The 24,997-nt window shown below is 56.2% G+C and carries 21 protein-coding genes; 11 read left to right on the forward strand and 10 right to left on the reverse strand.

Annotated features, from left to right (window positions below; all coding sequences use genetic code 11):
- Positions 1 to 69 precede the first annotated feature (69 nt).
- The 3 genes from mrcB to ON072_RS17395 all read right to left on the reverse strand — a co-directional run bounded on the left by mrcB (position 70) and on the right by ON072_RS17395 (position 7,292).
- Positions 70 to 2,397, reverse strand: a complete 2,328-nt coding sequence (gene mrcB / locus ON072_RS17385; RefSeq protein WP_261752938.1) for a penicillin-binding protein 1B — start codon at positions 2,395 to 2,397, stop codon at positions 70 to 72.
- Between the two features lie 14 nt (positions 2,398 to 2,411).
- Positions 2,412 to 4,967, reverse strand: a complete 2,556-nt coding sequence (hrpB, locus tag ON072_RS17390; RefSeq protein WP_274626113.1) for an ATP-dependent helicase HrpB — start codon at positions 4,965 to 4,967, stop codon at positions 2,412 to 2,414.
- Positions 4,968 to 5,102: 135 nt separating this feature from the next.
- The gene (locus ON072_RS17395) at positions 5,103 to 7,292 is read right to left on the reverse strand and encodes a putative bifunctional diguanylate cyclase/phosphodiesterase (RefSeq protein WP_274626114.1); all 2,190 of its coding nucleotides are present in this window, start codon (positions 7,290 to 7,292) and stop codon (positions 5,103 to 5,105) included.
- A gap of 143 nt (positions 7,293 to 7,435) precedes the next feature.
- On the opposite strand from ON072_RS17395, the gene thpR reads away from it, so the two are divergent.
- Complete coding sequence (gene thpR / locus ON072_RS17400) at positions 7,436 to 7,984, forward strand: RNA 2',3'-cyclic phosphodiesterase (protein WP_071238542.1); 549 nt, start codon at positions 7,436 to 7,438, stop codon at positions 7,982 to 7,984.
- A gap of 1 nt (position 7,985) precedes the next feature.
- Here the strand turns inward: thpR and ON072_RS17405 are convergent, their stop codons facing one another.
- Together ON072_RS17405 and pepB are read right to left on the reverse strand one after the other, a co-directional pair.
- Entirely contained in the window at positions 7,986 to 8,444 is a 459-nt protein-coding gene (locus ON072_RS17405) for a GNAT family N-acetyltransferase (RefSeq protein WP_028780159.1), read from the reverse strand.
- Between the two features lie 91 nt (positions 8,445 to 8,535).
- Positions 8,536 to 9,813, reverse strand: coding sequence for an aminopeptidase PepB (gene pepB / locus ON072_RS17410; protein ID WP_025886963.1), 1,278 nt, complete (start codon positions 9,811 to 9,813; stop codon positions 8,536 to 8,538).
- A 162-nt stretch (positions 9,814 to 9,975) separates the two neighbouring features.
- Here pepB and sfsA point away from each other — a divergent pair, with 162 nt between their 5' ends.
- From sfsA to ON072_RS17450, 8 genes are all read left to right on the forward strand, one after another.
- Complete coding sequence (sfsA, locus tag ON072_RS17415; RefSeq protein ID WP_107006067.1) at positions 9,976 to 10,698, forward strand: DNA/RNA nuclease SfsA; 723 nt, start codon at positions 9,976 to 9,978, stop codon at positions 10,696 to 10,698.
- Between the two features lie 150 nt (positions 10,699 to 10,848).
- Entirely contained in the window at positions 10,849 to 11,292 is a 444-nt protein-coding gene (dksA, locus tag ON072_RS17420) for an RNA polymerase-binding protein DksA (protein ID WP_025010051.1), read from the forward strand.
- 67 nt (positions 11,293 to 11,359) lie between these two features.
- A complete protein-coding gene (gluQRS, locus tag ON072_RS17425; protein ID WP_144380047.1) occupies positions 11,360 to 12,229 on the forward strand; it encodes a tRNA glutamyl-Q(34) synthetase GluQRS in 870 nt (289 codons plus the stop codon).
- Positions 12,230 to 12,342: 113 nt separating this feature from the next.
- Entirely contained in the window at positions 12,343 to 13,728 is a 1,386-nt protein-coding gene (gene pcnB / locus ON072_RS17430) for a polynucleotide adenylyltransferase PcnB (protein WP_243880917.1), read from the forward strand.
- A 1-nt stretch (position 13,729) separates the two neighbouring features.
- Positions 13,730 to 14,218, forward strand: coding sequence for a 2-amino-4-hydroxy-6-hydroxymethyldihydropteridine diphosphokinase (folK, locus tag ON072_RS17435; RefSeq protein ID WP_101058258.1), 489 nt, complete (start codon positions 13,730 to 13,732; stop codon positions 14,216 to 14,218).
- Positions 14,219 to 14,295: 77 nt separating this feature from the next.
- Positions 14,296 to 15,090 carry a 3-methyl-2-oxobutanoate hydroxymethyltransferase gene (gene panB, locus ON072_RS17440; protein WP_025010048.1) on the forward strand — a complete coding sequence of 265 codons (795 nt, stop codon included), beginning with the start codon at positions 14,296 to 14,298 and terminating at the stop codon, positions 15,088 to 15,090.
- Between the two features lie 19 nt (positions 15,091 to 15,109).
- The gene (panC, locus tag ON072_RS17445) at positions 15,110 to 15,955 is read left to right on the forward strand and encodes a pantoate--beta-alanine ligase (RefSeq protein WP_144380048.1); all 846 of its coding nucleotides are present in this window, start codon (positions 15,110 to 15,112) and stop codon (positions 15,953 to 15,955) included.
- Between the two features lie 164 nt (positions 15,956 to 16,119).
- Positions 16,120 to 16,626 (forward strand): DUF4124 domain-containing protein, encoded by a 507-nt coding sequence (locus ON072_RS17450; RefSeq protein WP_144380049.1) that lies wholly within the window; start codon positions 16,120 to 16,122, stop codon positions 16,624 to 16,626.
- A 1-nt stretch (position 16,627) separates the two neighbouring features.
- Here the strand turns inward: ON072_RS17450 and ON072_RS17455 are convergent, their stop codons facing one another.
- The 5 genes from ON072_RS17455 to mpl form a co-directional block, all read right to left on the reverse strand.
- On the reverse strand, positions 16,628 to 17,398 hold the full coding sequence (locus ON072_RS17455) for an ABC transporter permease (protein ID WP_025010045.1): 771 nt from the start codon (positions 17,396 to 17,398) through the stop codon (positions 16,628 to 16,630).
- Entirely contained in the window at positions 17,395 to 18,333 is a 939-nt protein-coding gene (locus ON072_RS17460) for an ABC transporter ATP-binding protein (RefSeq protein ID WP_044733821.1), read from the reverse strand. The genes ON072_RS17455 and ON072_RS17460 overlap by 4 nt, the downstream gene beginning before the upstream one ends.
- A gap of 126 nt (positions 18,334 to 18,459) precedes the next feature.
- Complete coding sequence (gene hpt, locus ON072_RS17465; RefSeq protein ID WP_025010043.1) at positions 18,460 to 18,990, reverse strand: hypoxanthine phosphoribosyltransferase; 531 nt, start codon at positions 18,988 to 18,990, stop codon at positions 18,460 to 18,462.
- A gap of 7 nt (positions 18,991 to 18,997) precedes the next feature.
- Positions 18,998 to 19,639: a flavin prenyltransferase UbiX gene (locus ON072_RS17470; protein WP_025010042.1), complete on the reverse strand. Its 642-nt coding sequence runs from the start codon at positions 19,637 to 19,639 to the stop codon at positions 18,998 to 19,000.
- Positions 19,636 to 21,018: a UDP-N-acetylmuramate:L-alanyl-gamma-D-glutamyl-meso-diaminopimelate ligase gene (gene mpl / locus ON072_RS17475; RefSeq protein WP_144380050.1), complete on the reverse strand. Its 1,383-nt coding sequence runs from the start codon at positions 21,016 to 21,018 to the stop codon at positions 19,636 to 19,638. Before mpl ends, ON072_RS17470 begins: the two co-directional genes overlap by 4 nt.
- Positions 21,019 to 21,272: 254 nt before the next feature.
- Here mpl and ON072_RS17480 point away from each other — a divergent pair, with 254 nt between their 5' ends.
- Both ON072_RS17480 and ON072_RS17485 read left to right on the forward strand, forming a co-directional pair.
- A complete protein-coding gene (locus ON072_RS17480) occupies positions 21,273 to 24,401 on the forward strand; it encodes a DUF2339 domain-containing protein (RefSeq protein ID WP_144380051.1) in 3,129 nt (1,042 codons plus the stop codon).
- A gap of 102 nt (positions 24,402 to 24,503) precedes the next feature.
- Positions 24,504 to 24,965, forward strand: a complete 462-nt coding sequence (locus tag ON072_RS17485) for a DUF1090 domain-containing protein (RefSeq protein ID WP_025010040.1) — start codon at positions 24,504 to 24,506, stop codon at positions 24,963 to 24,965.
- Positions 24,966 to 24,997: the final 32 nt, after the last annotated feature.

Raw genomic sequence — 24,997 nt, forward strand, 5'->3', positions numbered from 1 at the left:
CATCCAGGCCCGTAAGCCGACGCAGAGCACACATGGGACTTGTTCACACCTTCCTTAGCCTCTACACGGTTAACCACCGAGGATCCGCTTCCACCAAGGCAGAGGTTCACCGCAGTTGGGCGCCGGATGATAACTGTCGGCCAGCGCAGGTACCGCCACCACATTACGGCAATCGGCTTGTTTCGCTGCACCTGTATCCCGATCGAAATAGCCCTGCACCACGCCGTTGACCGGCGGCAACCTCAGCCCCAGTGGCGGCCGCTCGGCGAGGAAGCGTTGATAAACCGTCATGGCACCACTGCTGCCATAGAACTGGGTCTTGCCGTTGTCATCGCGGCCAACCCAAACGGCGGCAACGTTACGCTCGTCAAACCCGGCAAACCAGGAGTCGCGGCGGTCGTTGCTGGTGCCCGTCTTGCCCGCCAGCATCACGCCGGGGAAGGCCGCCCCCAGACGCGAAGCCGTGCCGGACTCCACCACCTTGGTCATGGCGTACTGCACCAGATAGTTGGCCGCAGGCGTTATCGCCTCATGGCGTGGCATACTGGCCACAGGCAGGGGCTGGTTGTCGCTGTCCAGCACGGCAGTCACCGCATTGAGCTGACGATAACGGCCACCGTCCGCCAGGGTCTGATATACCTGCGCCACCATCAAGGGGGAACCGTTCACGGCGCCGAGCAACATGGAAGGATAAGCCGATACAGCTTCATTCCAGCCGGCCTCTTTTAGCGTCGCGGCCACGGCATCGACGCCGACATTCATCCCCAAATTAACGGTCGGCACATTCATCGATTTCTTGAACGCCGTCAACAGTGGCACCTGGCCACGGAACTTGCGATCCACATTCTGTGGCGACCAGGTCTTGCCCTGCTCATTCTTGAGGGTAATGGCCTCATCTTTGAGGGGGCTGGCGAGATTGAACTTGCTGCCCTGAGCCAGCGCCGTGGCATAAACAAAGGGCTTGACCAGTGAACCTATGGGACGGCGAATTTCCACCGCCCGGTTGAAACCCTCGTAGCCAGGTACCTTGTCGCCCACCATGGCGGCGATACCGGCGCTGTACTTGTCGGTCACCACCATGCCTACCTGCAACTCTTTATCTTTCTTGCCAAGCTCCTTCAGGGTTCGCTCAACGGCGTTTTCGGCGGCTTCCTGTGCCATGGGGTCCAAGGTGGTATAGACCTTGACGCCGGACTGCTTCAGCAGCGCCGCACCGTAGCGATCCTTGAGTTCCTGTTTGACCACGGCAAAGAAGGCCGGCAGTTTCTGGTGCACAGGTTTGTCCGAGCGCCTTAATCCCAGCGGCGACTCTGCTGCCGCCTTGTATTGGTCAACAGAAATTTTGCTGCCTTCCATCAACAGCCGGAGCACCAGATCGCGCCGCTCCTGAGCCCTGTCAGGATAGCGCCAGGGGTTGTAGTAAGATGGCCCCTTGATAGCGGCGACCAGGAAGGCTTGCTGCGCCAGGGTCAGCTCTCCTACGGGGCGGCCAAAATAGAATTGCGATGCCAGCCCCATGCCATGCACGGCTCTGGATTTGTCCTGTCCCATGTAGACCTCATTGAGATAGGCCTCGAGGATTTCATCCTTGCTGTAACGAAAATCGATAATCAGCGCCATCAGGGCCTCTCTGGCCTTACGGATCAAGGAGCGCTCGCTGGAGAGGAAGAAGTTCTTCGCCAGCTGCTGGGTCAGGGTCGAGCCGCCCTGTACCGTGCGACCGGCACTGATATTGACCAGCAGGGCACGGGCGATGGCAAAGGGGTTCACCCCGTGGTGTTCATAGAAGCTGCGGTCTTCCACCAGAATAAGCGCTTCGACTATGTTTTCGGGGATCTGTTCGGTTGGTACAAACAGCCTGTCCTCACCATCGCCGGCGATGATCCTGTCCAGCAGTACAGGTTCGAGATGAAACACCGCCAGTTGGCGTTTGTCGCTCATACGCGCCACTGAAGTGACGCCGTTGGAGTCGAAACTTATCATCACCCGCTGCTCTGCCTGGCTACCCTCAGGATGCAGGAAGGGGCGGCGCCACAGCTCGATTCGGGTACTGGAGGCAGAAAACTCCCCCACCTGGCGCGGATTGGCCACCTTGCGATAGCCCAGCAGCTTAAGTTCGGCCATCAGCTGGGCATGGCTCACCGCCGCCCCGGGATAGAGTGCCATGGAGCGACTGAACACCTGCGCCGGCAGGTGCCACTTCTGCCCTTCAAACTTACGGGCGATGATCTGATCCAGGTAGATACAATAGATAGTCAACGCCGCTACCAGAATAAGGGCCAGCTTCCAGGTTATCGACCATAACCTGCGCCACAACCCAGGGCTTTGCTGCGCCGGTTTGCTCTTGCTGCTGGTTTTTCTGATACTTTTTTTCGTGGTACTTTTCTTGGTGGTCATGCTTATCCCAAAATTTACTGCTGGATATTCAAGGTCTTTTTCTTGGTGAATTTAGTCGGCAAAGTATTGGCCGGATCGTCGGGCCACAGGTGTTTAGGGTAGCGCCCACGCATCTCTTTTTTCACTTCGACATAGGGCCCTTGCCAAAAACTGGCCAGATCGGCCGTCAGCGCCAAAGGGCGCTGCGCCGGAGACAAGAGTTCCATGGTTACGGTCAGTTCCCCTTGCAGCAGCCGCGGGCTTTCGGCCATGCCCAGCGCTTCCTGCAGACGCACACTCAGCAGCGCCCTGCCGCCGGCATCATAGCGGATCGGTGCCCGGGTGCCCGTGGCCATTTTCCAATGACTCGGCAGCCATTCATTCAGTGTCTGCTGCGCCTGCCACTCGAGGCGATTGAACAGCAGCTGCTTGATATCCAATGCCATTAATCCCTTTAGCTGCTTGATATCGCTCAAAAACGGCTCTAACCACTCTTCGAGAGAATCCAGCAGCGCCGGATCGCTGCTGTCCGGAAATAGGCTAGGGTCTTTGGATCTTGCCAGTGCCAGCCTGAACTGGAGCTGCCTGACATCCTCATCCATATTGAGCAGCGCCAAGCCTTTACTGCGCAGCAGCGCCATAATCGCCTGAGCCCTCAGCTTGGGATCCGCCTCTTTCTCGGACTCCCGCTTGAGTACTATCTCCCCCAGACGCAGTTGGCGCTCGGCAAAGAAACGTCCCTTGGACTCATCCCAGCCCGCCTGCTGTTGCCAGGTACAGAGAAAGGCCAGCTCATTTTCCAGCAATCCCGTCGGTAATTCGGCCGCCAGATAGATGCGGCCGGCGCTGCGGCCCTCGGTCTCCTGGTAATCGGCCACCACCAGAAACTCGCAGCCGCTGAGGCTGTCACCGGCATCGAGCACCACGCCGCTGCCATTGGCCAACTGGTAACCCTCGACGCCTCTTGCCTTGGCTATCCTGTCAGGAAATGCCAACGCCAACAACAGGGCGCAATCGGCACGATTCGCCAATTTCAGAAAATCCGCCGCCTTGCCATTAAGCCCTAAGCGTCTGAGCCAGTTGCCGACTTGTCTGGCTTCAAGGCCTTGAGTGGCCTGAGAAAGTTTATCCATGATGTCGGCGCCGTTGCCCGCAAGGCTTCTGGCCTCCAATAAGGCAGCCAGCAGACAAGCCAGACCGGCTAGTTCGGGGTCGCCGCGCGCCTGCCCCAGGCTTTGCGCCCGGAGCAGCATGTGCGCCAACCGTGGCTGCGCCCCCAGTGCATAGGCCGCGCGGCCATGGGCGGTAAGCTTACGTTGCGGGTCAACCAATTGCAGCGACTGTAACAGCTGCCAGGCCACCGCCTCATTGGCTCTGGCCGGTAGTGTCAGTAAAGGCAAGTCACTGAGGCTGCGCACACCCCAGCAGGCCGCATCCAGGGCCATGGAGAGCAAGTCGGCATGCAAGATTTCCGGTTCATCCGCCTGCGGCAAGCGGCCGTGCACCTCCTGGCCCCAAAGCCTTAAGCAAAAACCCGCACTGGTGCGCCCAGCCCGCCCGGCTCTTTGAGTGGCCGATGCCTGGCTGATACGCTTGAGTCCCAAACGGGTCACGCCGCTGCGGGGGTTGAAACTGGCCTGGCGCTTGTAACCACTGTCCACCACCAGAGTAATCCCCTCTATGGTCAGACTGGATTCCGCCAGGTTGGTGGACAGTACCAGCTTACGCTCACCGGCATTGGCCGGGGCAATCGCCGCATCCTGCTCTTTTGCACTCAATGAGCCGTAGAGAGGACAAATGCGCACATTGGCTGCAACTCTGGATTGCAGATAGTGCTTGAGGCGCTGAATTTCCCCCTGTCCCGGCAGGAAGGCGAGTATCGAGCCCTGTTGCTGCGCTTCGCTAACCCCCAAAGCACTGGCCTGCTGAGGATCCAGCAGCGCCAGCAACTGCCGCCCAATATGTTCAAGCCAAGGTGCCATGCCAGAGCCGGAACCCGAACCGCTGCGCCTCTGCGCCGAAGCGGCGCTGTAGGCGATAGTCACAGGGTAGCTGCGGCCCTCACTGACAAGCAGCTTGGCATCCGGCATCAAGGTTTGTAACGGCAAGCCTTCGAGCGTTGCCGACATGGCCAGCAAGTGTAAATCGTCCCGCAATGAGGCCTGCACTTCCAGTGCCAGCGCCAGACCGAGATCTGTGCTCAGATGGCGCTCATGGATCTCATCGAAAATGATCATGGCAACGCCCTTGAGCTCAGGGTCCTGCTGGATCATGCGGGTCAGTACCCCCTCGGTGATGATCTCGAGTCGGGTGTTGCCGCTGACCTGACTCTCACCACGAACCCTGAACCCCACCTCTTGCCCCAGTGCCTGCCCTCTTTGGCGCGCCAAAAAGCCGGCGATGGCCCGCGCTGCAACCCGCCGGGGCTCCAACATGAGGATCTTGCCGTCGATTTCCGGCCAGTCGAGCAGTGCCAAGGGCAGCGCGGTGGATTTACCGGCTCCGGTAGGCGCCTCGAGGATAACTTGCCGACAAGTGGCCAAGGTTTGGCGCAGTTGAGGCAACAGGGATTGAATGGGTAAGTCGTTCAAGATTCAGGGCATGGCTTACAAAAACAGGCGCTCAGTGTAACCAGTTTCAGCCGCCGTGGCTAACAGGAAGGCCCTGAGCATGTCCTGCAAACTACACCAGGTATCCTGATGTCAGTCTGTGCCAGCCTGTATGAATCAATAAGCATTGGCACAACTGCGGTTGGACTCACTCAGCTCAAGTAAGGGCCTGGGCTTGCCTATGGCGTAGCCCTGAGCATAATCCACCCCCAGCTCCTGCAGTTTCGCCACTATGGCCTCGGTTTCCACAAACTCGGCAATAGTTTGAAACTCCATCTGCCTTCCCAACTGGCACATGGCGGCAATAATCGCCTGATCCGCCTTGTCTTCACAGAGATTGAGCACAAACTGGCCGTCAATCTTCACATAATCCACCGCCAACTGTTTAAGGTAAGCAAAAGAGGAAAAGCCGGCACCAAAGTCATCCATCGCCAGCTTACAACCCAGGGGTTTAAGCAGCTCAATCAACCTGTGGGCCTGCTCGAGCTGGCTGAGAACCGAAGTTTCGGTGATTTCGATACACAGCTTATCGACCAATTCGGGTTCGGCCAGCAGGCGCATCTCAAGCCAGTCCATAAACTCCTCATCCTCGAGCGAGGACGCCGAAAGGTTCAGCGACACCAAAGACAGGGATTGCCACAACTCAAGATGCCTATTGCCCCAGAGCAGCAGATGATCTATCACCCAGCGATCCACCCTGGATGCCAGGTTATAACGCTCGGCCGCTGGCAGAAATATCGCCGGAGACAACATCTCTCCCTCCTCCTGATACATACGCAGCAAGATCTCCAGATGCATGCCGCTATCTGTAGCCTCCAGCGGGCGGATCTCCTGGAAATAGAGCTCAAATCTGTCATTGGCAAGAGCCCCGAGGACATCGACAGAGGCGGTCATTTCGCTGTAGAGCCGCTTGAGGCGGGGATCGCTGCTGTCGTAGAGTAACCAGCCGTTGCGCCCCTGCTCCTTGGCCAGGCGGCAGGCGGCATCGGCCTGGCCCATGACGGTATAAATGTCCTGGGCTGCCGGATCCAACTGGGCTATGCCTATGCTGGCCGAGACCCCGTGTTTGCGGTTTTCCCAGTTGAATTCGTGATTGAACAGCTGCTGACAGATACGCTCGGCGATATGTTTAGCCGACTCTGGGTTGCAAAAATGCATCAGGATCCCGAACTCATCGCCGCCGAGCCTGGCCACCACATCCCCCTTGCGCACCAGCTGCTTGAGCCGCTGCGCCACCTGACACAAGAGCCTGTCACCCGCGATATGACCGCTGACATTGTTGATCACCCGAAACTGGTCCAGATCCACAAAGGCAATACACACAGGCGGCGCCTGTTCCTCGCCGAGCACTTTGGCCAGCAGGGCTTCGAAATGCACCCGGTTGGGCAGGCCGGTCAGCGCATCATAATTGGCGTGAAATGACAGCTCGCTGGCCAGTCTGTGGCGTTCACTGACATCTTCGGCCATCAACACCAAGGTACGCTTATCAGCCTTACTGCGGCTGAAACTGAGTTTTTGCCAAGAGAGCTCCTGTCCATGCAGAAAACCAACCTCACACCAGGCCTGATTCAATACCCCATCGCGTACCACGGCCAGGGTATCGAGCAAAATCCCCTTGTCATCCTCACGCACCAACGCCAGCAGATCCTTGCTGTCACTGGCCACCAGCGTTTGCTTGGCTATCCGGTTCATCATGGTCAGTTGGTTGCTGCTGTCCAACTGCCCGCAAGCCAGGGGTAACTGTTGAAATAGCTCCTGATACTTGCGCTCACTGGCCAGCAGCGCCAAGGCGATGCGGGTCAGCTCCATTGCCGAACCTATCATGGCGGCAGCATGGCTGAGTTCATTGATAAAATCTTCCTGCCAGCGCTTTTCGCCGCCGCATTGCAGGGCGCCAACGGCGATATGGGTATCTCCCAGATGCAGTGGCGGCAGCACCAACAGGCTGCGTACCTGCCACTGGCGTAAGAAGCGTTTCTCTTCCTGAGCTTCCTTGGGAAGCTCTTCAATACTGTCCAAGGTCAAGAGTTTGGGGTGGCGTAACAGATTGCGAAAAAAAGGCATGTTCCCCAGCCCCCATTCCCGGGAAGCTTGCTGAGTCTTGAATTGGGGTTTGAGGTAGAGATTGCGGGTCTTGAGTCGCCCCGGTGTCTTACCGGCCGCCAGCACAAACACCCCGTCACAATCCAGTTGTCGGGTGATGATCTCCAGGGCGCGATCAACATTCTGCTCCAGGGTGATCAGCGGAGAATCGCTGAAGACATCCACCAGAGCATGTTGTAATTGGTTGGCAAGACTCGCGGGCATAATGGGGTCATTTCCTTACGACTGTTTTTTGATCCGAAGAATCCATCCGATACCATTGCTTTTCATTCTCACCGAGTGAATCGACTCCTGTGTACAATGGTACAAGTCACAGTATAGGCCAAGGTCTTAACCGGGAACGAAAAATGAGCTCAATTACGCCTAAAAGGCTATTTCTGGGATTCACGCCAACCACGGCAGAAAGAGCGAGCTTACTGACGTTGCAGCAAGCATGTGAACAAGCTGATGAACCGTCAGCCCCCGGTCTCAAGAAAGTGACTGAGGCCAATCTGCACCTTACCCTGGCGTTTCTCGGCCAGGTGACGGCAGAACAGCTCGGGAATTTACTCGCTGCCATTCCCGGCTTGCCCTTGAAACGCTTTCGGGTGCGGCTCGAGCATCTCTGTTTCTGGCCCGGGCCGAAAATACTCTGCCTGGCCGGCACAGCCGAGGATCCGGCGTTAATGGCGCTTGCCGGGACGGCGCAACAACTGGCGGACGACCTTGGGCTGCATAGCAGCGAATATGATTACCGTCCCCATATCACCTTGATGCGAAGGGCTGGCAACCTACCGAAACTCGAACATATTCCAACGCTCGATTTAACGCCAAGCGAGCTGCAACTCTACGAGTCTTTGAGTACTCCAACCGGCGTCGAGTACCGGATATTGGCCAGTTGGCCGTTAAGCGACTGAATCACTTAAGCGCCTTGTGCATCACCACGCAGTCGAGCACTATGCCTCTTGGGGAGTGATATTGGCTTATCCCCTCACCGCAAAAGCCACAGCTACGATAGAAGTCGGCGGCATTGAGGGTAGACTCCAGCGTCAGCGCAGTCACGCCTCTTTCACGCGCCAAAGACTCGAGATGAGCGAGCAAGTCACGCCCGAGCCCTTGGCCCATGGCTTGTGGATGCACGAACAGTGCTTCAATTCGGTCGTTATCCAGCATGCCGGTCGCCAGTATTTTTCCCTGATGTTCGATTAGATAAAAGTCTCTCTCCACCATGGTGATAAAGACAGAGGGCATCTCGCCTTGGGTCCAAATTCTGAGCTCTGCCTTTGTGTAAAACCCCTGGCAACCGGCCTGAATAGCCAGATTACGGATATCCCAGGCAGTTTGTGCGTCTTCCTTTCTTGCCTTGCGTAACTTCATCCTGCACTTCCCTTTGTTGAAAAATAGCGATACACCGGCATTAAAAAGCCGCCCAGTGGGCGGCTTGGTTTGGGCGTTAATTCCCTATGACTTAGTCCGCCAGCAGTTCGGCTATGGTCAACATACCATGAGTCGTGGCGCCTGCAGCCCAAAGGGCCGAAGCGTTGTCTTCAAATGCGGCGGCCAGATCGATATGCAGCCAATCCACACCTTCATTGACAAAACGCCACAGGAAACCGGCGGCATTGGAAGCACCACCGGCGCCGCCACCTTTTACAGGGCGGCTGTTGGCGGTATCGGCATAGGCAGAAGGGCACATCTCTTTATGCCAAGGCTCCAGCGGCAAAGGCCAAACATTTTCGGCCACTAGAGCCGCCTTTTGCTGCGTCAACGCCAGCAGTGGCTGGCTGGGGGAGAAGATGGCGTTATAGTTGCGGCCAACGGCCATCACAGCGGCGCCGGTCAGGGTGGCGGCATCGATAACCCGAGTCGCACCGCTGGCGCAGGCGGCCTGCAGACCATCGGCCAGCACCAGGCGTCCCTCGGCATCGGTATTGACCACTTCAACCGTGGTGCCGTTCTTGTAGGTCAGTATGTCTCCCAGCTTATAGGCACGACCACTGATCAGGTTCTCGGCGCAGCAGAGGTAGAGTTTGACCCGCTTGTCGAGACCGTTCTGAATCGCCAGCCCCAGCGCCGCAGTAACAGTTGCCGCACCGCCCATATCCGCCTTCATGCCCAGCATGCCTTCGGAAGCCTTGATGCTGTAACCGCCTGAGTCAAAGGTGATCCCCTTACCTACCAGCGCGACGGACACGGGAGCATCTTCACCCAGAGGGTTGAAGTCCAGTTCCAGCAATGCAGGTGGCCTTTCGCTGCCGCGGCCAACCGCATGAATGCCTATCCACTGCTCCTGCAACAAGGCTTCCCCTTCAACTATCCGGTAGCTGACCTTGTCACCGCCGAGTTCGGCCAGCCAATTGGCCGCCTGCTGCGCCAGTTTCAGTGGAGGCAGGTTTTCCGGAGTTTCATTGATAAGACTGCGGGCAAACGATGCGCTGTAAGCCCTGCTGGTCAGCGCACCCTTGAGCGCCTCATCACCGGCCCACTGGATCTCATGTCCGCCTTTGGCAGTGACAAAGCCCTGAGCAAAGGCCCACTGACTGTTGAGGTCCCAACCCTCTCCCACCAAAGAAACCTGATTGATTCCCTGGTTACGCAGCTTGCGGGCAGCCATCTGGATTTGCCGCAGAGCATCGTTTCCCTGCAGGTGGATCTGAGCCTGCTCAGCATTGTAGGTTACATCGGCCTTGCCCCAATGGGCCGCAGGGGCCTCATGGGTCAGCACTATCTTCATGGATTGACTCATTTCGATTCCTTCTTCTTTATGCAGTGAGCGCCTTCGCGCCACAATTGGTCCCAGTGTACTGCATTCCAGCCCGGCACTTGAAGCCCCGCGCCGAATGAGAATTGTTGCCAACTGTAAAGCCTGCTAGGCTTTGGGGTTTTCAACAACTTCAGGGAGATGGGGATGGAGTTTATCCCGCCACTGCAATCCGGCATCCTGCTCCAAAGGTATAAACGCTTTCTGGCCGATGTCAGGCTGGATGATGGCACTGAGATTACCCTGCACTGCCCCAATACGGGTTCAATGAAGAACTGCCAGTTCCCAGGCGAGCGGGTTTGGTTCTCCTGTTCGGACAATCCCAAGCGTAAATACGCCCACACCTGGGAGCTGATGCAAACCCCTGACGGCGACCTGATTGGAGTCAACACAGGGCGGGCCAATGCCCTGGTAGAGGAAGGGATCCAAACGGGTGTCATCAGGGAACTGCAGGGGTACCAAAACCTCAAGCGGGAAGTGAAGTACGGTGATGAAAACAGCCGTATCGATATCTTTCTCAGCGAAGGGGCAGAGGCTGATTGCTATATCGAAGTGAAGAACACCACACTCTTGGAAGAGGGTCATGGTTACTTTCCCGATGCCGTCACCAGCCGTGGTCAAAAACACTTGCGGGAACTGATGTCAGTGGTCAAAAGTGGCCAACGTGGGGTATTGGTGTTTTTAGTGCAACATACAGGGATAAAAACCGTATCAGCGGCCCACCATATAGATTCAAAATATGCCGACTTATTGAACGAAGCCATAGATGCCGGGGTCGAAATACTGGCCTATGCCACAAGCCTTTCACCTAAAGGCTTCAGGGTGGAATCAAGGCTCGAATTTGTTCGTCAGACAAGCCCCAAAAAGTGATAAAAAGTTGATTTAATCGGGTTTAGCAGACATATTCAAATAATTAGCAATAAGTAAATCGAAATATTTGCCTAGGTAGAGAGATTCTGATATAGATAGCGGCCGTTCATAAGAATGCCCTACGACGCAAATGGAAACAGGAGATGCGTTATGCCTGAAGGCACTAAAAAACTTGGTGTACTCGCTATCGCTGGTGTAGACCCTTACCAGGAAAAACCCGGTGAGGAGTACATGAACTCACAACAACTGAGCCACTTCAAGACCATTCTTGAAGCATGGAGGAATCAGTTGCGTCAAGAGGTGGATCGCACTCTTACCCATATGCAGGATGAAGCTGCAAACTTCCCGGATCCGGTTGACCGTGCCGCCCAGGAAGAAGAGTTCAGCCTCGAACTGCGCGCCCGCGACCGCGAACGTAAGCTGATCAAGAAGATCGAAAAGACACTGCAGAAAATTGAAGAAGATGACTTCGGTTTCTGCGAATCCTGCGGCGTCGAAATCGGCATCCGTCGTCTGGAAGCCAGACCGACAGCCGATCTGTGTATCGACTGCAAAACGCTGGCAGAGATCAAAGAAAAACAGATGGCAGGTTAATCTAATCTGCCGCAGCGCGGGGCCAAGTGTTACACTGGCCCCGCGTTTTTTTGTCACTCAGCCCTTGATGAACAACACTTCCTACATAGGCCGTTTCGCCCCCTCGCCTTCAGGCTCTTTGCATTTCGGCTCTCTTGTTGCCGCCCTCGGCAGTTATCTACGCGCCCGCTCAAAGCAAGGGCAGTGGTTGCTGCGAATAGAAGATATCGACCCCCCGAGAGAAGTCCGCGGCGCAGCCGATGACATAATGCGTACTCTGGAAGCCTTCGGCCTGCACTGGGATGGCGAAGTGCTGTACCAGAGCCGGCGTCTGCAAGACTATCAGCAACATATTGATGCCTTATTGAGATCCAATCAGGCCTACTACTGTCAGTGCACCCGCAAGCAGATCCAGCAAAGAGGTGGTGTTTACGACGGCCGCTGCCGGGAGTTGCAACTCAAGCAAGGTGCCATTCGCATTCACAACCAACTGGCGGTTGCCCGGTTTATCGATGGTCATCTGGGGGAAGTCTGTGTCGACCCAGCCTTCGCCGCAGAAGACTTTATTATCAAGCGCAGCGATGGCCTGTACGCCTATCAACTGGCGGTGGTACTGGACGACGCCTTTCAGGGCATCACTGAGATAGTCCGCGGCGCCGACCTCTTGGAGGCCAGTTGCCGACAGATAAGCCTGTTTCGCCAATTCGGGTTTCAGGAACCGAGCTTTTTTCATCTGCCACTTGCCAGCACCCAGGCAGGGCTCAAGCTTTCCAAGCAAAACCATGCCACGCCGGTGGATAAACGCCATCCACAACCGGCGCTGCTGGCGGCACTCGAGTTTCTCGGCCAGGCGGCTGTCACCCCCCAAGCCGATGTGACTCAGATGTTGGCCCAGGCGGTGGCTCAGTTTGATCCAGACAGCATTCCCAAGCAGACAGAGATCCTCATCGGCCGCTGATATACTCATCGCCTGCTATTTGGTATATCATAGCCGCCAGTTTTTAACCCTTATTTTGCGTTAACGTTCCGAGGTGTCCCATTTTTCGCCGTATCAGTCAGTTTTGTAAGCAGTTGTTTGACGATGGTCAGACAGCCAAGGCTCAACAAGAAGACAACACAGACACAGGTTTGAGCCTGGAGGTTATCCCGCGCGATGGCCACAGCATTTCCCGCAGACAGATTAGCGAGAATGCGCTCAAGGTTTTGTACCGCCTGCATAAGTCTGGCTTTCACGCCTATCTGGTTGGTGGCGGCGTACGCGATCTGCTGCTGGGACTGGAGCCGAAAGACTTTGACGTGGTCACCAATGCCACTCCGGAAGAGATCAAGAAGCTGTTTCGCAACTGCCGCCTGGTTGGCCGTCGTTTCCGCCTGGCCCATATCGTCTTTGGCCGGGATGTTATTGAAGTGGCTACCTTCCGCGGCCACCACGGCAACAGCGAAGAGAAGATTTCCAAGGTCAATTCAGCCGGACGACTGCTGCGCGATAATGTTTATGGCGACATAGATGAAGACGCCGAGCGCCGCGACTTTACCGTCAACGCCCTCTATTACAATATTGCCGACTACTCCATTCGCAGCTATGGCGGCGGTATTCATGATCTTAAGGCCAGAACCCTGCGACTGATTGGCGATCCCGAGACCCGTTATCGGGAAGACCCGGTGCGTATGCTGCGGGCCGTGCGCTTTGCCACCAAGCTTGGGATGTCCATCGAAAAACGCACTGCGGCCCCGATCAAGAGTTTGGCTCCGCTGCTGAAAGATATTCCGGCTGCGCGTATGTATGAAGAAGTGCTCAAGCTGTTCTTCGCCGGTAAGGCGCTGAACAACTATCAGATGATGCGCGAATATCAACTGTTTGCGCCCATTTTCCCTCTGGTGGAAAGCCTGCTGCGGGACGACCCCAAGGGCCCGGCCGCCAGACTGCTGAGCGAAATGATGCACAACACAGATGTGCGCGTTGGTGAAGACAAGCCTGTGACTCCGGCCTTCTTCTATGCCGCACTCCTTTGGTATCCGCTGCAAAACCGCGCCCAGGATATCGCCTTGGAGAGCGGTCTCAGCCCCTATGATGCCTTCTTTGCCGCCATGGGCGATGTGCTCGAACAGCAGTGCCGTTCGGTAAGCATTCCCCGCCGCTTCAGCACTCCGGCGCGGGATATCTGGCAGTTACAGATACGCTTTGAACGCTCTCAAGGGGGCCGCGCCTTTAAACTGATGGAACATCCCAAGTTCCGCGCCGCCTACGATCTCTTGCTACTCAGAGCCAATGCCGAAGGCGGCAATCTGGCCAAGCAGGCCAGTTGGTGGCAACAGTTTGTCGAGTCTGATGACGAACAGAAGCAACAACTGGTGCGCAGCGGCAGTAAGTCCAACGGCAGCCGCAACCGTAACGCCAATCAACGCCGGCGCCGCAAGCCTCGTCGCCCAAGCGAAAAACCACAGGCGGCCGAGTAAGATGACCGGAGTCTATGTGGCGCTGGGCGCCAACCTGGACTCTCCCGAGCGCCAGCTTGACAGTGCTTGCCTGGCGCTGCAACAGCTGGCGCGGCAAAACAGCTTTCGCGTTTCATCCTACTATCGTTCGGTTCCCATGGGCGATGTTCCCCAGCCGGACTATGTCAACGCGGTGGCCTATTTCGAGACCGAGCTAGCGCCGCTGGAACTCCTTGACGCCTTGCAGGAAATCGAGTTGCAGCAAGGGCGACAACGCCTGGTGCGCTGGGGCCCCAGAACTCTGGATCTGGACCTGTTGCTCTACGGCGATAAGCAGATACAGACCCCAAGGCTCACAGTGCCCCACTACGGCATCAAGAGCCGCGAGTTTGTCCTCATTCCACTGGAAGAGCTCAATCCTTCGCTGGTGTTGCCCTGCGGCACCGGCATAGCCACGCTGATCACCAATGCCATGCGCCAATCGCTGCAACTGATCCACCCCTCAGGCTGAGAACCTGAGCCGGATCGTTGCAGTCCAAAGCCGCATGGCATATAACACCACTTCACTCGGTTAATAAGAAGAGCATTATGTCTAAAATCACCACAGCTACCCTGCGTAAATTCAAGCAGGAAGGTAGAAAGTTTACCGCTCTGACCGCTTATGACGCCAGTTTTGCCGCCGCTTTTGACAGCGAAGGTGTAGACGTCCTGCTGGTAGGAGACTCATTGGGAATGGTTCTGCAAGGTCACGATGATACCTTGCCGGTCAGTGTCGAGGAGATGGCCTATCACACCCGTTGCGTTCGCCGCGGCATCAGCCGCAGTTTGTTGATGGCCGATCTGCCCTTCATGAGTTATGCCACTCCCGAGCAGGCGATGACCAATGCTACCAAGCTGATGCAGGCCGGTGCCAACATGGTCAAGATTGAAGGTGGCCAATGGTTGCTGGAAACGGTTTCCATGTTGACCGAGCGCGGCATTCCTGTCTGCGCCCACCTGGGACTGACGCCACAATCGGTGCACGTGTTCGGTGGTTTCAAGGTACAGGGCCGCGATGCCGACAACGCCCAGCGGATCCTGGATGAGGCCAAGGCGCTGGAAGGTGCCGGGGCCCAGTTGTTGGTACTCGAGTGCGTACCGGCTTCGCTGGCACAACAGATAACCGAAGCGCTGCAAATTCCAGTGATCGGCATAGGGGCCGGCAAGGATACTGATGGCCAAATTCTGGTGATGCACGATGTACTCGGGATATCCAGCGGCTATATCCCGCGCTTTTCCAAGAACTACCTTAAGCAGACAGGTGAAATCCGTGAGGCCGTGAAGGCCTATATCGACGAAGTTCAGCAGGGACAATTCCCCGCAGAAGAGCACACCTTTAACTGAGCCGGGGATTCGCCAGATTATGCTGACCACAGCCAAGATAAATGAGATCCGTGCCCGGGTACGGGAATGGCGCCAAAAAGGGGAAACCGTAGCCTTTGTCCCTACCATGGGCAATCTGCACCAAGGACATGTGAGTTTAATCCTCGAAGCCGCGCGCCGCGCCGATCACGTGGTGGCCTCGATTTTTGTCAATCCACTGCAGTTTGGCAAGAATGAGGATCTCGATGCTTACCCCCGCACCCTGGGCGCCGATCAACAGAAACTGACCGAAGCCGGCTGCGAGCTGCTGTTTACCCCAACACCCGAGCTTATCTACCCCAAAGGGCTGGATGCCCAGACCTTTGTGGAAGTCCCCGGGATCTCCGATGAGCTTTGCGGCGCCAGCCGTCCAGGGCACTTTCGCGGGGTCGCGACCATAGTCTGCAAACTGTTCAATATAGTTCAGCCTGACATAGCCCTGTTTGGCCGTAAGGACTACCAGCAGCTTCTGGTGATCAAGACCATGGTGGCCGACCTGTCGCTGCCCATCGAGGTCATAGGGGTAGAAACCGTTCGCGAGGATTCCGGCCTGGCACTGAGTTCGCGCAATGGTTATCTCACCGAAGCCGAAAAAGCACTGGCGCCCAAGCTCAAGGTAAGCATGGATAAACTGGCCGAGGCGATTGTACTGGGGCAGGATATCGACCAGGCCATCAGCAATGCCAAGGAGTTCCTGCGCGCCGCCGGGCTTGAGCCCGACTATCTGGAAGTGCGTGAGGCTTCAAGCCTCAAACCTGTGAGCAGCGATGACAAGTCGCTGGTGATCCTGGCCGCCGCTTATCTTGGCAAGGCTCGCCTCATAGACAATATGACGCTGTCACGCTGATATCCTTTCTTTAGGGAGGGGGAAATATTCCCCCCTCTTTCTTCCGAAGACCTTTTTCCAGGTCGCCAAAAAAATTTCCTTAGTCAAAAACTGGTCTTCAATAAAGGTTTGAGTCATATTGGTTACACTTGTTTTAGATATGTAACGAAAGGATTCCCGCCCCAATGTTGCCCGGACAGCCCAGACTCTGGCTCTTTGCTGCACTGCTGCTCGCTTCGCAAGTTCAGGCAGGTACCGTCTATAAATGTATCAAAGAGGACAAGGTAGTATTCAGCCAGCTTCCCTGCCCGCAAGCCTTCAAACAGCACAAGATTGAATATCAGTATGGCGTGACCACGGAAACGGCCGAGGGAGAAAGAGTTGATCCGCTGCAATCCCTTTTGGAGAACGACAGCCTGCCAGAAAACAAGCTATTGCAGCGACTGGAAGCCGAAGTCTATCGGCTGCAGCAGGAAAACAGCTATCTGGAAATATTGCGGGCCAGCGAGCTACAAAAGCAGGAGCGGCAACGCTATTGGCAGAAACTGGAGCGGGAAGACCCCGCTTTTGTTAAGCAACGCGGCAAGATAAACGCCCATTTTGATGAGCTCAAACGCGTCAATGATGACAAGATAGCCAAGCTGCAGCAACACAGACAGTTGCTGCAGCAAAAAACCGAGGCTCAGCCCTGAATCAGCTGCGCAGCCCTATCCCACGGGAGATCAGGTAATAAGCCAGCAACCACAGACCCGCACAGAACCCCAACATCACACCAATGGACAGCGGCACGCTCATATCGGCAAATCCCAGGAAACCGTAGCGGAACACGTTGATCATATACACCACAGGGTTCAGCGCCGATACGCCACGCCAAAAGTCAGGCAACAGCGACAGCGAGTAAAACACCCCGCCAAGATAGGTCAGCGGCGTCAACACAAAGGTGGGGATGATGCTGATGTCGTCGAAGCTCTTGGCAAACACGGCATTGATAAGGCCGCCAAGGGCAAACAGCACTGAGGTCAGAAACACTGTGACTATCACCAATCCCAAGTGCTGCACACTGAGATCGACAAAGAACATGGCCACCAGGGTCACTATCAGGCCCACCAGCAATCCACGGGCGACACCGCCACCGACATAGCCGGCTATCATCACATAGTGGGGCACGGGCGCCACTATCAGCTCTTCCAGGTTACGTTGGAACTTGGCGCTGAAAAAGGAAGATGCCACATTGGAATAGGAGTTGGTAATCACCGACATCATGATAAGGCCCGGGGCGATAAACTCCATATAGGACACCCCGCCCATCTCACCGATGCGACTGCCCACCAGATTACCGAAGATCAGGAAATACAGTGTCATGGTGATCGCCGGCGGTACCAGTGTCTGTACCCAAATGCGGGTAAAACGGGTAATTTCCTTGATTAAAATACTCTTGAAGGCAACCAGATACAGACCTCTCATGCCTTGCCTCCTTGGGCATTTTCAACCAGTTTCACAAACAACTCCTCCAATCGATTGGCCTTGTTACGCATGGATAGCACCTCAACCCCCTGCTCGCTCAGTAAACCGAAGACGGCGTTCAGGCTGTGGGACTTCACCAAGTCCACTTCCAGGGTCGCAGGATCGGTAAGCCTGACTGTAATATCGCCAAGCTTGGGCACCTCAACAAGCGGCTGCTTGATATCCAACACAAAGGTTTCCATATCCAGTTTCGACAGCAGGGATTTCATACTGGTGCACTCCACCAGCACGCCCTTATCGATAATGCCTATGTTGCGGCAGAGCATTTCCGCTTCTTCCAGATAGTGGGTTGTCAGTATAATGGTGACGCCTTCAGCGTTGATTTTTTTGAGAAACTCCCACATGGAGCGCCGCAGTTCTATATCCACCCCGGCGGTGGGCTCATCGAGGATCAAAAGTTTGGGCTCGTGCATCAGTGCCCTGGCTATCATCAAACGCCGCTTCATGCCGCCGGAAAGCTGCCGGGATTGGCTGTTGCGCTTGTCCCAGAGATCCAGTTGCCTGAGGTATTTCTCGGCCCGCTTGTGGGCTTCGGCTCTGGGCACACCGTAATAACCGGCCTGGTTAACCACGATTTGCAGCACTGTCTCGAACTGGTTGAAGTTGAATTCCTGCGGCACCAAGCCGATACACAATTTGGCCTGCTCCAGTTCTTTATCCAGATCATGGCCAAAGACCCGCACACTGCCGCCACTCTTGTGCACCAACGAGCTTATGATGCCGATAGTGGTGGACTTACCGGCACCGTTGGGGCCGAGCAAGGCAAAAAAGTCGCCCTGAGCCACATTCAGGCTAATCCCTTTGACGGCTTCGACACCGCCCTTATAGGTCTTCTTAAGATTGTCCAGCTCCAACGCCAGAGCTTTGGTCGTCATAGATGTTTCTCCTAAAGAGCCTCCAATACCTGGGGTATCGGCAGCGGCCCGGGACGCAAAAAGCAAGACTCCCGCCGTGGCGGGAGTCCGTCTTACTATACAAACAAAGCCGAAATCACAGCTTGCTTACTCCTGCGGGATCACCTTGGCGATATAAGGCAGGTTGCGGTACTGCTCGGCGTAGTCGATACCATAACCGACCACGAATTCATCAGGAATAGTAAAACCGACAAAGTCTACCGGTACGTCTACTTCGCGGCGGTCCGGCTTGTCCAGCAGAGTACAGAGAGTCAGGCTCTTTGGCTCACGCAGCAGCAGCATTTCGCGTACCTTGTTGAGCGTGTTGCCCGAGTCAATCAGATCTTCGACGATCAACACATCACGATCGGCGATTTCCGACTGAACATCTTTGAGTATCTTCACGTCTCTGGAGCTGGTCATGGCATTGCCATAGCTGGAAACAGACATAAAGTCGATCTCTACATGGCCCTTAATCCGACGGCAGAGATCGGCCATAAAGACCACTGAGCCCTTGAGCAGGCCGACCATCAGCAACTTGTCGGCATTGGCATAATGCGCATTGATGCGCTCGGCTAATTCATCCAGTTTCTGGTTGATCTCTTCTGCCGAGATCATCACTTCGGTGGTGTGTTTCATATCACTCTCAATTGTCGATCTCACTGTCTTTGGGCTTGTCATAACCCCAGCGATCCGTTAATGCATGTTCGACACCCAGATGATCCAGGATCCGGGCGACCATGAAGTCTATCAGATCTTCAATGGATTTGGGATGATGATAAAAGCCGGGGGCGGCCGGCATTATGATGGCGCCCAGTTGGCTGAGTTTCAACATATGTTCGAGATGAATGGCGTTGAAAGGTGTCTCTCTGGGCACCAACAACAACTGACCGCGCTCCTTGAGCACCACATCGGCGGCTCGCTCCAGCAGGCTGTTACTCATGCCGGTGGCCACCGCGGCCAAAGTGCCGGTTGAGCAGGGACAGATCACCATCTGCTTTGGCGCCGCCGAGCCGGACGCCGGCGGAGAGAACCACTCATCCTTGCCGAGCACCCTCAGCTCACCGCCTTCGGGAAACAGTTTTCTGAGCTGCTCTGTGGCCTTGTCCGGTGCGCTGCTGAGTTTGAGCCCATGTTCCGTTGCCAGCACCACCCGAGCGGCGCTGGACACCATCAGAAAAACCCGAAACTCGGCCTTGAGCAAGCACTCCAGCAGCCTCAGCCCATAGGGCGCCCCGGAGGCGCCGGTCCAGGCGAGGCTGATACTCTTAATCTGCTGATATTTCACGCTTTGACCTCGCCACTTCTGGCTTTAAGGGCCTGGAGCAACTTTTGATGCAGACCGCCAAAGCCGCCATTGCTCATGATCAGCACGGTATCGCCGGGCTTGGCTTCACCACTGACCTTGGCCACTATCTCATCTATGTCGTGCAAAACCTGCACCGGCAGCGGCGCCGCCTGCATGGCCGCGGCAATATCCCAATCGATATTATCCGCCTGATACAACACGGCCTCATCGGCCAGGGCCATAGAGTTGGCCAGTGTGTCTTTATGCACCCCTTGCTTCATGGTGTTGGAGCGGGGCTCGAGCACGACAGTGATTTTGCCCTGGCCCACCTTGGCGCGCATCCCCTGAAGAGTAGTGGCGATTGCCGTTGGGTGATGGGCAAAGTCGTCATAAACGCTGACCCCGTCTACGCTGCCCAGCAACTCGAGACGGCGCTTGGGCGGGGTAAAGTCTGCCAGCGCCTTGAGCGCATCTACCGGCAAGACCCCGACATGACGCGCCGCGGCTATCGCCATAGTGGCGTTGTCTATGTTGTGACGCCCAATCAGGCCCCAGCTCAAAACGCCCTGGGATTTACCGCGGAAAAATAGCTCAAATTCGTGACCATCGTCTGCCAACATCCTGGCGCTCCAGTCCCGCTGGCCCGCTTCATGGCCCAAGGTTTCCTGCTCACTCCAGCAGCCCTTGGCTATCACGCCGGCAACCGCCTGACTGTCTTGCGGCCAGATCACCCGGCCATCCCCCGGCACGATTCTGAGCAGATGGTGAAACTGCTTCTGTATCGCCTTGAGATCGTCGAAGATGTCGGCATGGTCGAACTCCAGGTTGTTGATCACCAAGGTTCTTGGCTGGTAATGCACAAACTTGGAGCGCTTGTCGAAGAAAGCGCTGTCATATTCGTCGGCCTCGACCACAAAGAAGGGCGACTCGCCCAACCTGGCCGAAATGCCGAAATTCTGTGGCACCCCACCAATCAAAAAGCCAGGTTGATAGCCGCAGGCTTCGAGGATCCAGGCCAACATGCTGGCGGTAGAGGTTTTGCCATGGGTACCGGAAACGGCCAATACCCAACGTTCGGGCAATATATGGTCATGCAGAAACTGCGGACCCGAGGTGTATTTCAGGCCGCGGTTGAGTACGGCTTCCACACAGGGGTTGCCGCGGCTCATGGCATTGCCTATCACCACGAGATCCGGCTCGGGATCCAGCTGTGACGGGTCAAACCCCTGAATAAGGTCTATCCCCTGCTGCTCAAGCTGGGTACTCATGGGTGGGTAAACATTGGCATCGGAGCCGGTGACCTTATGTCCCATGGCGCGAGCCAGCAGCGCCAAGCCCCCCATAAAAGTGCCACAGATCCCCAGAATATGTACGTGCATTAAGGCCATCCTTCTGCAGTGAGTCCGCTCGCCCCACGTTGGGCGAGTTTGCATGCCGCTCATTGTACCTATGCCACCGGCAAGACGCGAGAGGCCTCTGCCTGCTGTTCAGTTTTCTCTCATCTTCCCATGACAAATACAATAAATGGATAGCGGAAATTTCCCAAAACCTGAGCCGATCGCTGGTCAGGACAGAGCCGCGCGTTTAAAATGCCCGCAGCCTACGCAAATGCGATTAGCATCAGGAAAGCAGCATGCAGTTAACGGAAGAACTCCAACATCTCAGGCGCGAGCTTGAAGATCTCAAACTCAAAGAGACTAACCTGGAAATCAGGACAGATATCCGCCTCGACGCGATAGAACAAAGAATCGAGGCGCTGTTTGCGGCCGTCAATCAGCTTGCCGAAGAGCAAGCTCAGCCTTTGGCGCCCAAGGTTGCCGAGCCGTCAGCAATACCTGGGCCCAATGAGCCTCAGGCCGAGCCAGTAGCCGACTTATCCTCCGAGTCACAGACCCAGCGCCAGGACGCCTGGCAGCGCAGGGCCGATATTCAGCCTATCGAGCACACCAAGCCGGCAAGGGCAGAGATGGCTGCAACGCCAGTTGCAGCCAAAGCGCAAACCGCTTCTGAATCCTCCGCAGCGAAACCCTTCGCTTCGAGACCCACTGATTCGAAATCCTCCGCCGCCCAAAGAGTATCGCCCCAAACACAAGAGGGTCGAGGGCAGCAGACTCCCAACTGGGGGCGTAAGTTTGATCAGGCTGTGGCCGCTTTTTTTGCCGCTATGCTGAGCCCCCTGCTGGGACTCTTCGCACAAGCCAAAGATTTTTATCAGCACTATCAAGCCAAAGGTCAGGGCCCGGTATTTATGATGACCCTGGCCGGGATCATCGCCATGACCCTGGGCTTTGGTTATCTGCTGCAGTATTCCATGAACCACTGGCTGTCGGACACAGGAAAGGCCTTGACCGGCTTTGTCTGTGCCAATGGCATTCTGGCCTTGGGGGCCTTTATCCGCAAACGGCAACGAGCGATGGCCGATTTCGGCTCGGGTCTAGTGGGCCTTGGGCTGATTATCAACTATCTGTGTGCCTATTTTGTCGGTCCCTACTTCGAGCTGGTGCCGGATGGCGTCAGCTATCTGCTGCTGTTGCTTATCACTGTGGCCGGTTACAGTCTGGCGCTGAAACTGGAAGCCAGAGTCATCAGCATAGTCGCCTTGCTGGGTGGCTCCCTCGCACCACTGATGCTGCTTTCCGGCAGTCAGGCGCCTTTGATGTATCTACCCTTCCTGCTGCTGATTGGTGGCTGCTCTTTACTCTTGAGTCACAAGATACGTTGGCCTGTGCTGCTGGAAACGACAGCCATACTGCACATCGCCTGTATCGAGAGCCTGAGTTTCTTTGTCGAGCTGCCGCTGCAAGGGCAAGGGATAATGGGAGTTCTGGCGCTCATCTCCCTGCATGGCCTCTTCTATGGTTATGGCCTTGGCAGCCTTTGGCTGTTTGGCCGGGAAGGCCTCAGCCACAGACTGCTGGCTCTGCCGGCGGCATTGCTGGCCTTTTTGGTCTATAGCCTGAGTCAGTTCAGCCCCCATGCCGGCGAGCTGCTACTGGCCAACGCCGCCGTGCTTATCGGCCTGTCGCTCTGGCTTAAACAAGACAAACAGCTGCAGACGCTATTGTGGCTGGCGACCGGTGCCTGTCTCGGTTTTGCCGCGCTCAGCCTGCTCAGTGGTGAGCTGCTGGGGCTGGTGTTACTGCTCGAAGCCTTGCTGTTGATGTGGCTAGGTTGCCGAGAGCAGCAAGCCTCGCTGCGAATCGAGGCCATCACCCTGCTGGCTCTTGGACTGGTCATCAACCTGTTGGCCCTTGGCGATATGATCAATGAAGCGCCGGCGCTCTTGTCACTGCCGCTGCTGGCTTGGGGGCTAAGCACGCTTACGCTATTTGGCTTTAACCAACTGCTGGGCAAACAGCCCGAGCTCAGCCGCTGGGAGCAACAACTGCTGCAGCTGGGACGCGAGCTTGCCAACGTGCTGCTGGTGTCTTTAGCCCTGGTTAGCGCCTGGCTGATAAGTGAAAGCTACTTCCTGGTGATAATTCCCGGATTGAGTCTGACCTTGCTGCTACTCGCACGCAGGCAACAACTCAGGGTCAGCGAGGCCTTGGCCTGGGCCTTGTTGTTACCGCTGGCGGCTCAGGTCATCTTCGCCGCCGTGGATGTGCATAGCCTGAGTTTCCGCGCTCAGCCGCTGTATGCGCAAATCGCCAGGGTAGAGCTGTTCCTCTGTCTGTTACTGGCCTGGTATGCATACCGGCGCTTCCATCCCAAGGGCGAACTTAGGCGTTTGGCCTGGTACACTCGCCTGGCCTGCCTGGTGCTCTTGCCACTGCTGTGGCTGCCCAAAATCGCCCTTCGCTTTGAAGATTGGCTGGCCCCGGCCTTGTGGTTATCCTGCTTTGTCAGCTTAGTATTGGCCCGCAAGTTCAGGCAGCCGATACTGAAACGCGAAACGGATGTACTGCTGGTGCTGGCTATAGCCCAAACCGCTTTTGCTTGCCTTGCAGGACAATGGCCTGGACTTATCGCACTGCTGCTGGGCAGTATCTATTCCGGTCTGCTGCTGTGGCGCTATCCATCCTTGCCAAGGCTCTGGCAAGGCCCCTGCCGACTCGGCTGGCAGTTGTCACCCTTCTATGGCGCCCTGCTGCTGGCGGTGGTCAGCCACAGCCTGGAGGTCTTGTTCAGCCACACTCTGGCACTTAGCAGTGTGGTGCTAAGCGGCTACTTTTTTATCCTGCTCAGCCGCAAACCGCTCAAGGCCCTGCGCCCGGGTTACCCCTTTGCCTTTGCCAGCTTCTTTATCGCCTTGCTGCTGCCCTGGATTACCTGGCTCGACAGCCTGCAATATTTGCAGCTCGATGTCCTGACCCGACCCTCTGAACCTTGGCTGATGGCGCTGGCACAAGCTTGCAACCTGGCCTTGCTGGCGCTGTTTATCCGTAAACGGCCATTGGCCATGAGACGCTATCGTCAGCAGTTGCCGACCAATATGGTGTTTATCGCCTGGCATGCCCTGTTGCTGCTGGCCTATCTGCCACTGGCCTACCAGATGCCAACCGGATTCGATGCCACCTTAAGCACAGTGCTCATGGTGTCCCACGGCTGCTGGCTGATGTTCCTCAGCCTGCGTCCCGGCTGCCAGATTATGCTCAAACTGGCCGCAGGTCTGTTTGCCATCAGTTGCCTCAAGGTATTGCTGCTGGATATGGCCGCCGCCGATCTGCTGCAAAAGATCATCGTCTTTATGCTGATTGGTGCCTTGCTGCTCGGGGTGGCTTACTTCTACCAGAAGTCCAGAGCCCGGCTGTCACAATAAACCAACTCAAAGGCGCCTGCGGGCGCCTTTGGGATAGGTCTGACAGCTATAGATTGAAGGTTTTGCTAGAATGGCGGCCTCTTACTCCATCCTTGGTGATTTATGAAACTGACCCACATAGCCCTATTTTCCCTGGCTCTGTTTTCGCTCCCCGCCCTGGCCGGTGGTCATTGCGCCAAAAAAGAAGCCGAAATCGAAAAGCAGATCTCTTATGCCAAAGAGCATAACAACAGCCACAGAGTACGGGGGCTGGAAACGGCGCTGGCCGAAGTCCGTGCCCACTGCACTGAGGCCGGTGAAATCAAAAAACAGCAAGATTCACGCGATGAATTGGCAAACAAGATCCGTGACAAGCAGGATGATATTCGCGAGTTACGTGAAGAGCTGGCCGAAGAGCGCGCCGAACTGAAGGCCGATATCGCCGAGGCCGAGCGCAAGGGCAAAGTCGATAAGGTCGCCAAATATCAGCGAGAACTGGCCGAGGAAGAGGCTAAAACAGCCGCCAAGATCAGCGCCAAAGAGGCTGAAATACGTGCATTGAAGTCCGAGCTGGACGCCAGATAAGTATTAGCCCCGCTTGACGGGGCTTTTTGATG

The sequence above is a fragment of the Shewanella sp. K8 genome (assembly GCF_028823715.1).
Taxonomy (GTDB): Bacteria; Pseudomonadota; Gammaproteobacteria; order Enterobacterales; family Shewanellaceae; genus Shewanella; species Shewanella algae.

Bases quoted from the DNA above. Each gene is read 5' to 3' on its own strand.
- panC (WP_144380048.1), top strand. From the start codon at position 15,110: ATGCTGACCACAGCCAAGATAAATGAGATCCGTGCCCGGGTACGGGAA.
- ON072_RS17460 (WP_044733821.1), bottom strand. From the start codon at position 18,333: ATGACGACCAAAGCTCTGGCGTTGGAGCTGGACAATCTTAAGAAGACC.
- panB (WP_025010048.1), top strand. From the start codon at position 14,296: ATGTCTAAAATCACCACAGCTACCCTGCGTAAATTCAAGCAGGAAGGT.
- ON072_RS17405 (WP_028780159.1), bottom strand. From the start codon at position 8,444: ATGAAGTTACGCAAGGCAAGAAAGGAAGACGCACAAACTGCCTGGGAT.
- hpt (WP_025010043.1), bottom strand. From the start codon at position 18,990: ATGAAACACACCACCGAAGTGATGATCTCGGCAGAAGAGATCAACCAG.
- ON072_RS17395 (WP_274626114.1), bottom strand. From the start codon at position 7,292: ATGCCCGCGAGTCTTGCCAACCAATTACAACATGCTCTGGTGGATGTC.
- thpR (WP_071238542.1), top strand. From the start codon at position 7,436: ATGAGCTCAATTACGCCTAAAAGGCTATTTCTGGGATTCACGCCAACC.
- pepB (WP_025886963.1), bottom strand. From the start codon at position 9,813: ATGAGTCAATCCATGAAGATAGTGCTGACCCATGAGGCCCCTGCGGCC.
- ON072_RS17450 (WP_144380049.1), top strand. From the start codon at position 16,120: ATGTTGCCCGGACAGCCCAGACTCTGGCTCTTTGCTGCACTGCTGCTC.
- mrcB (WP_261752938.1), bottom strand. From the start codon at position 2,397: ATGACCACCAAGAAAAGTACCACGAAAAAAAGTATCAGAAAAACCAGC.
- ON072_RS17485 (WP_025010040.1), top strand. From the start codon at position 24,504: ATGAAACTGACCCACATAGCCCTATTTTCCCTGGCTCTGTTTTCGCTC.
- ON072_RS17455 (WP_025010045.1), bottom strand. From the start codon at position 17,398: ATGAGAGGTCTGTATCTGGTTGCCTTCAAGAGTATTTTAATCAAGGAA.
- dksA (WP_025010051.1), top strand. From the start codon at position 10,849: ATGCCTGAAGGCACTAAAAAACTTGGTGTACTCGCTATCGCTGGTGTA.
- gluQRS (WP_144380047.1), top strand. From the start codon at position 11,360: ATGAACAACACTTCCTACATAGGCCGTTTCGCCCCCTCGCCTTCAGGC.
- ON072_RS17480 (WP_144380051.1), top strand. From the start codon at position 21,273: ATGCAGTTAACGGAAGAACTCCAACATCTCAGGCGCGAGCTTGAAGAT.
- sfsA (WP_107006067.1), top strand. From the start codon at position 9,976: ATGGAGTTTATCCCGCCACTGCAATCCGGCATCCTGCTCCAAAGGTAT.
- mpl (WP_144380050.1), bottom strand. From the start codon at position 21,018: ATGCACGTACATATTCTGGGGATCTGTGGCACTTTTATGGGGGGCTTG.
- folK (WP_101058258.1), top strand. From the start codon at position 13,730: ATGACCGGAGTCTATGTGGCGCTGGGCGCCAACCTGGACTCTCCCGAG.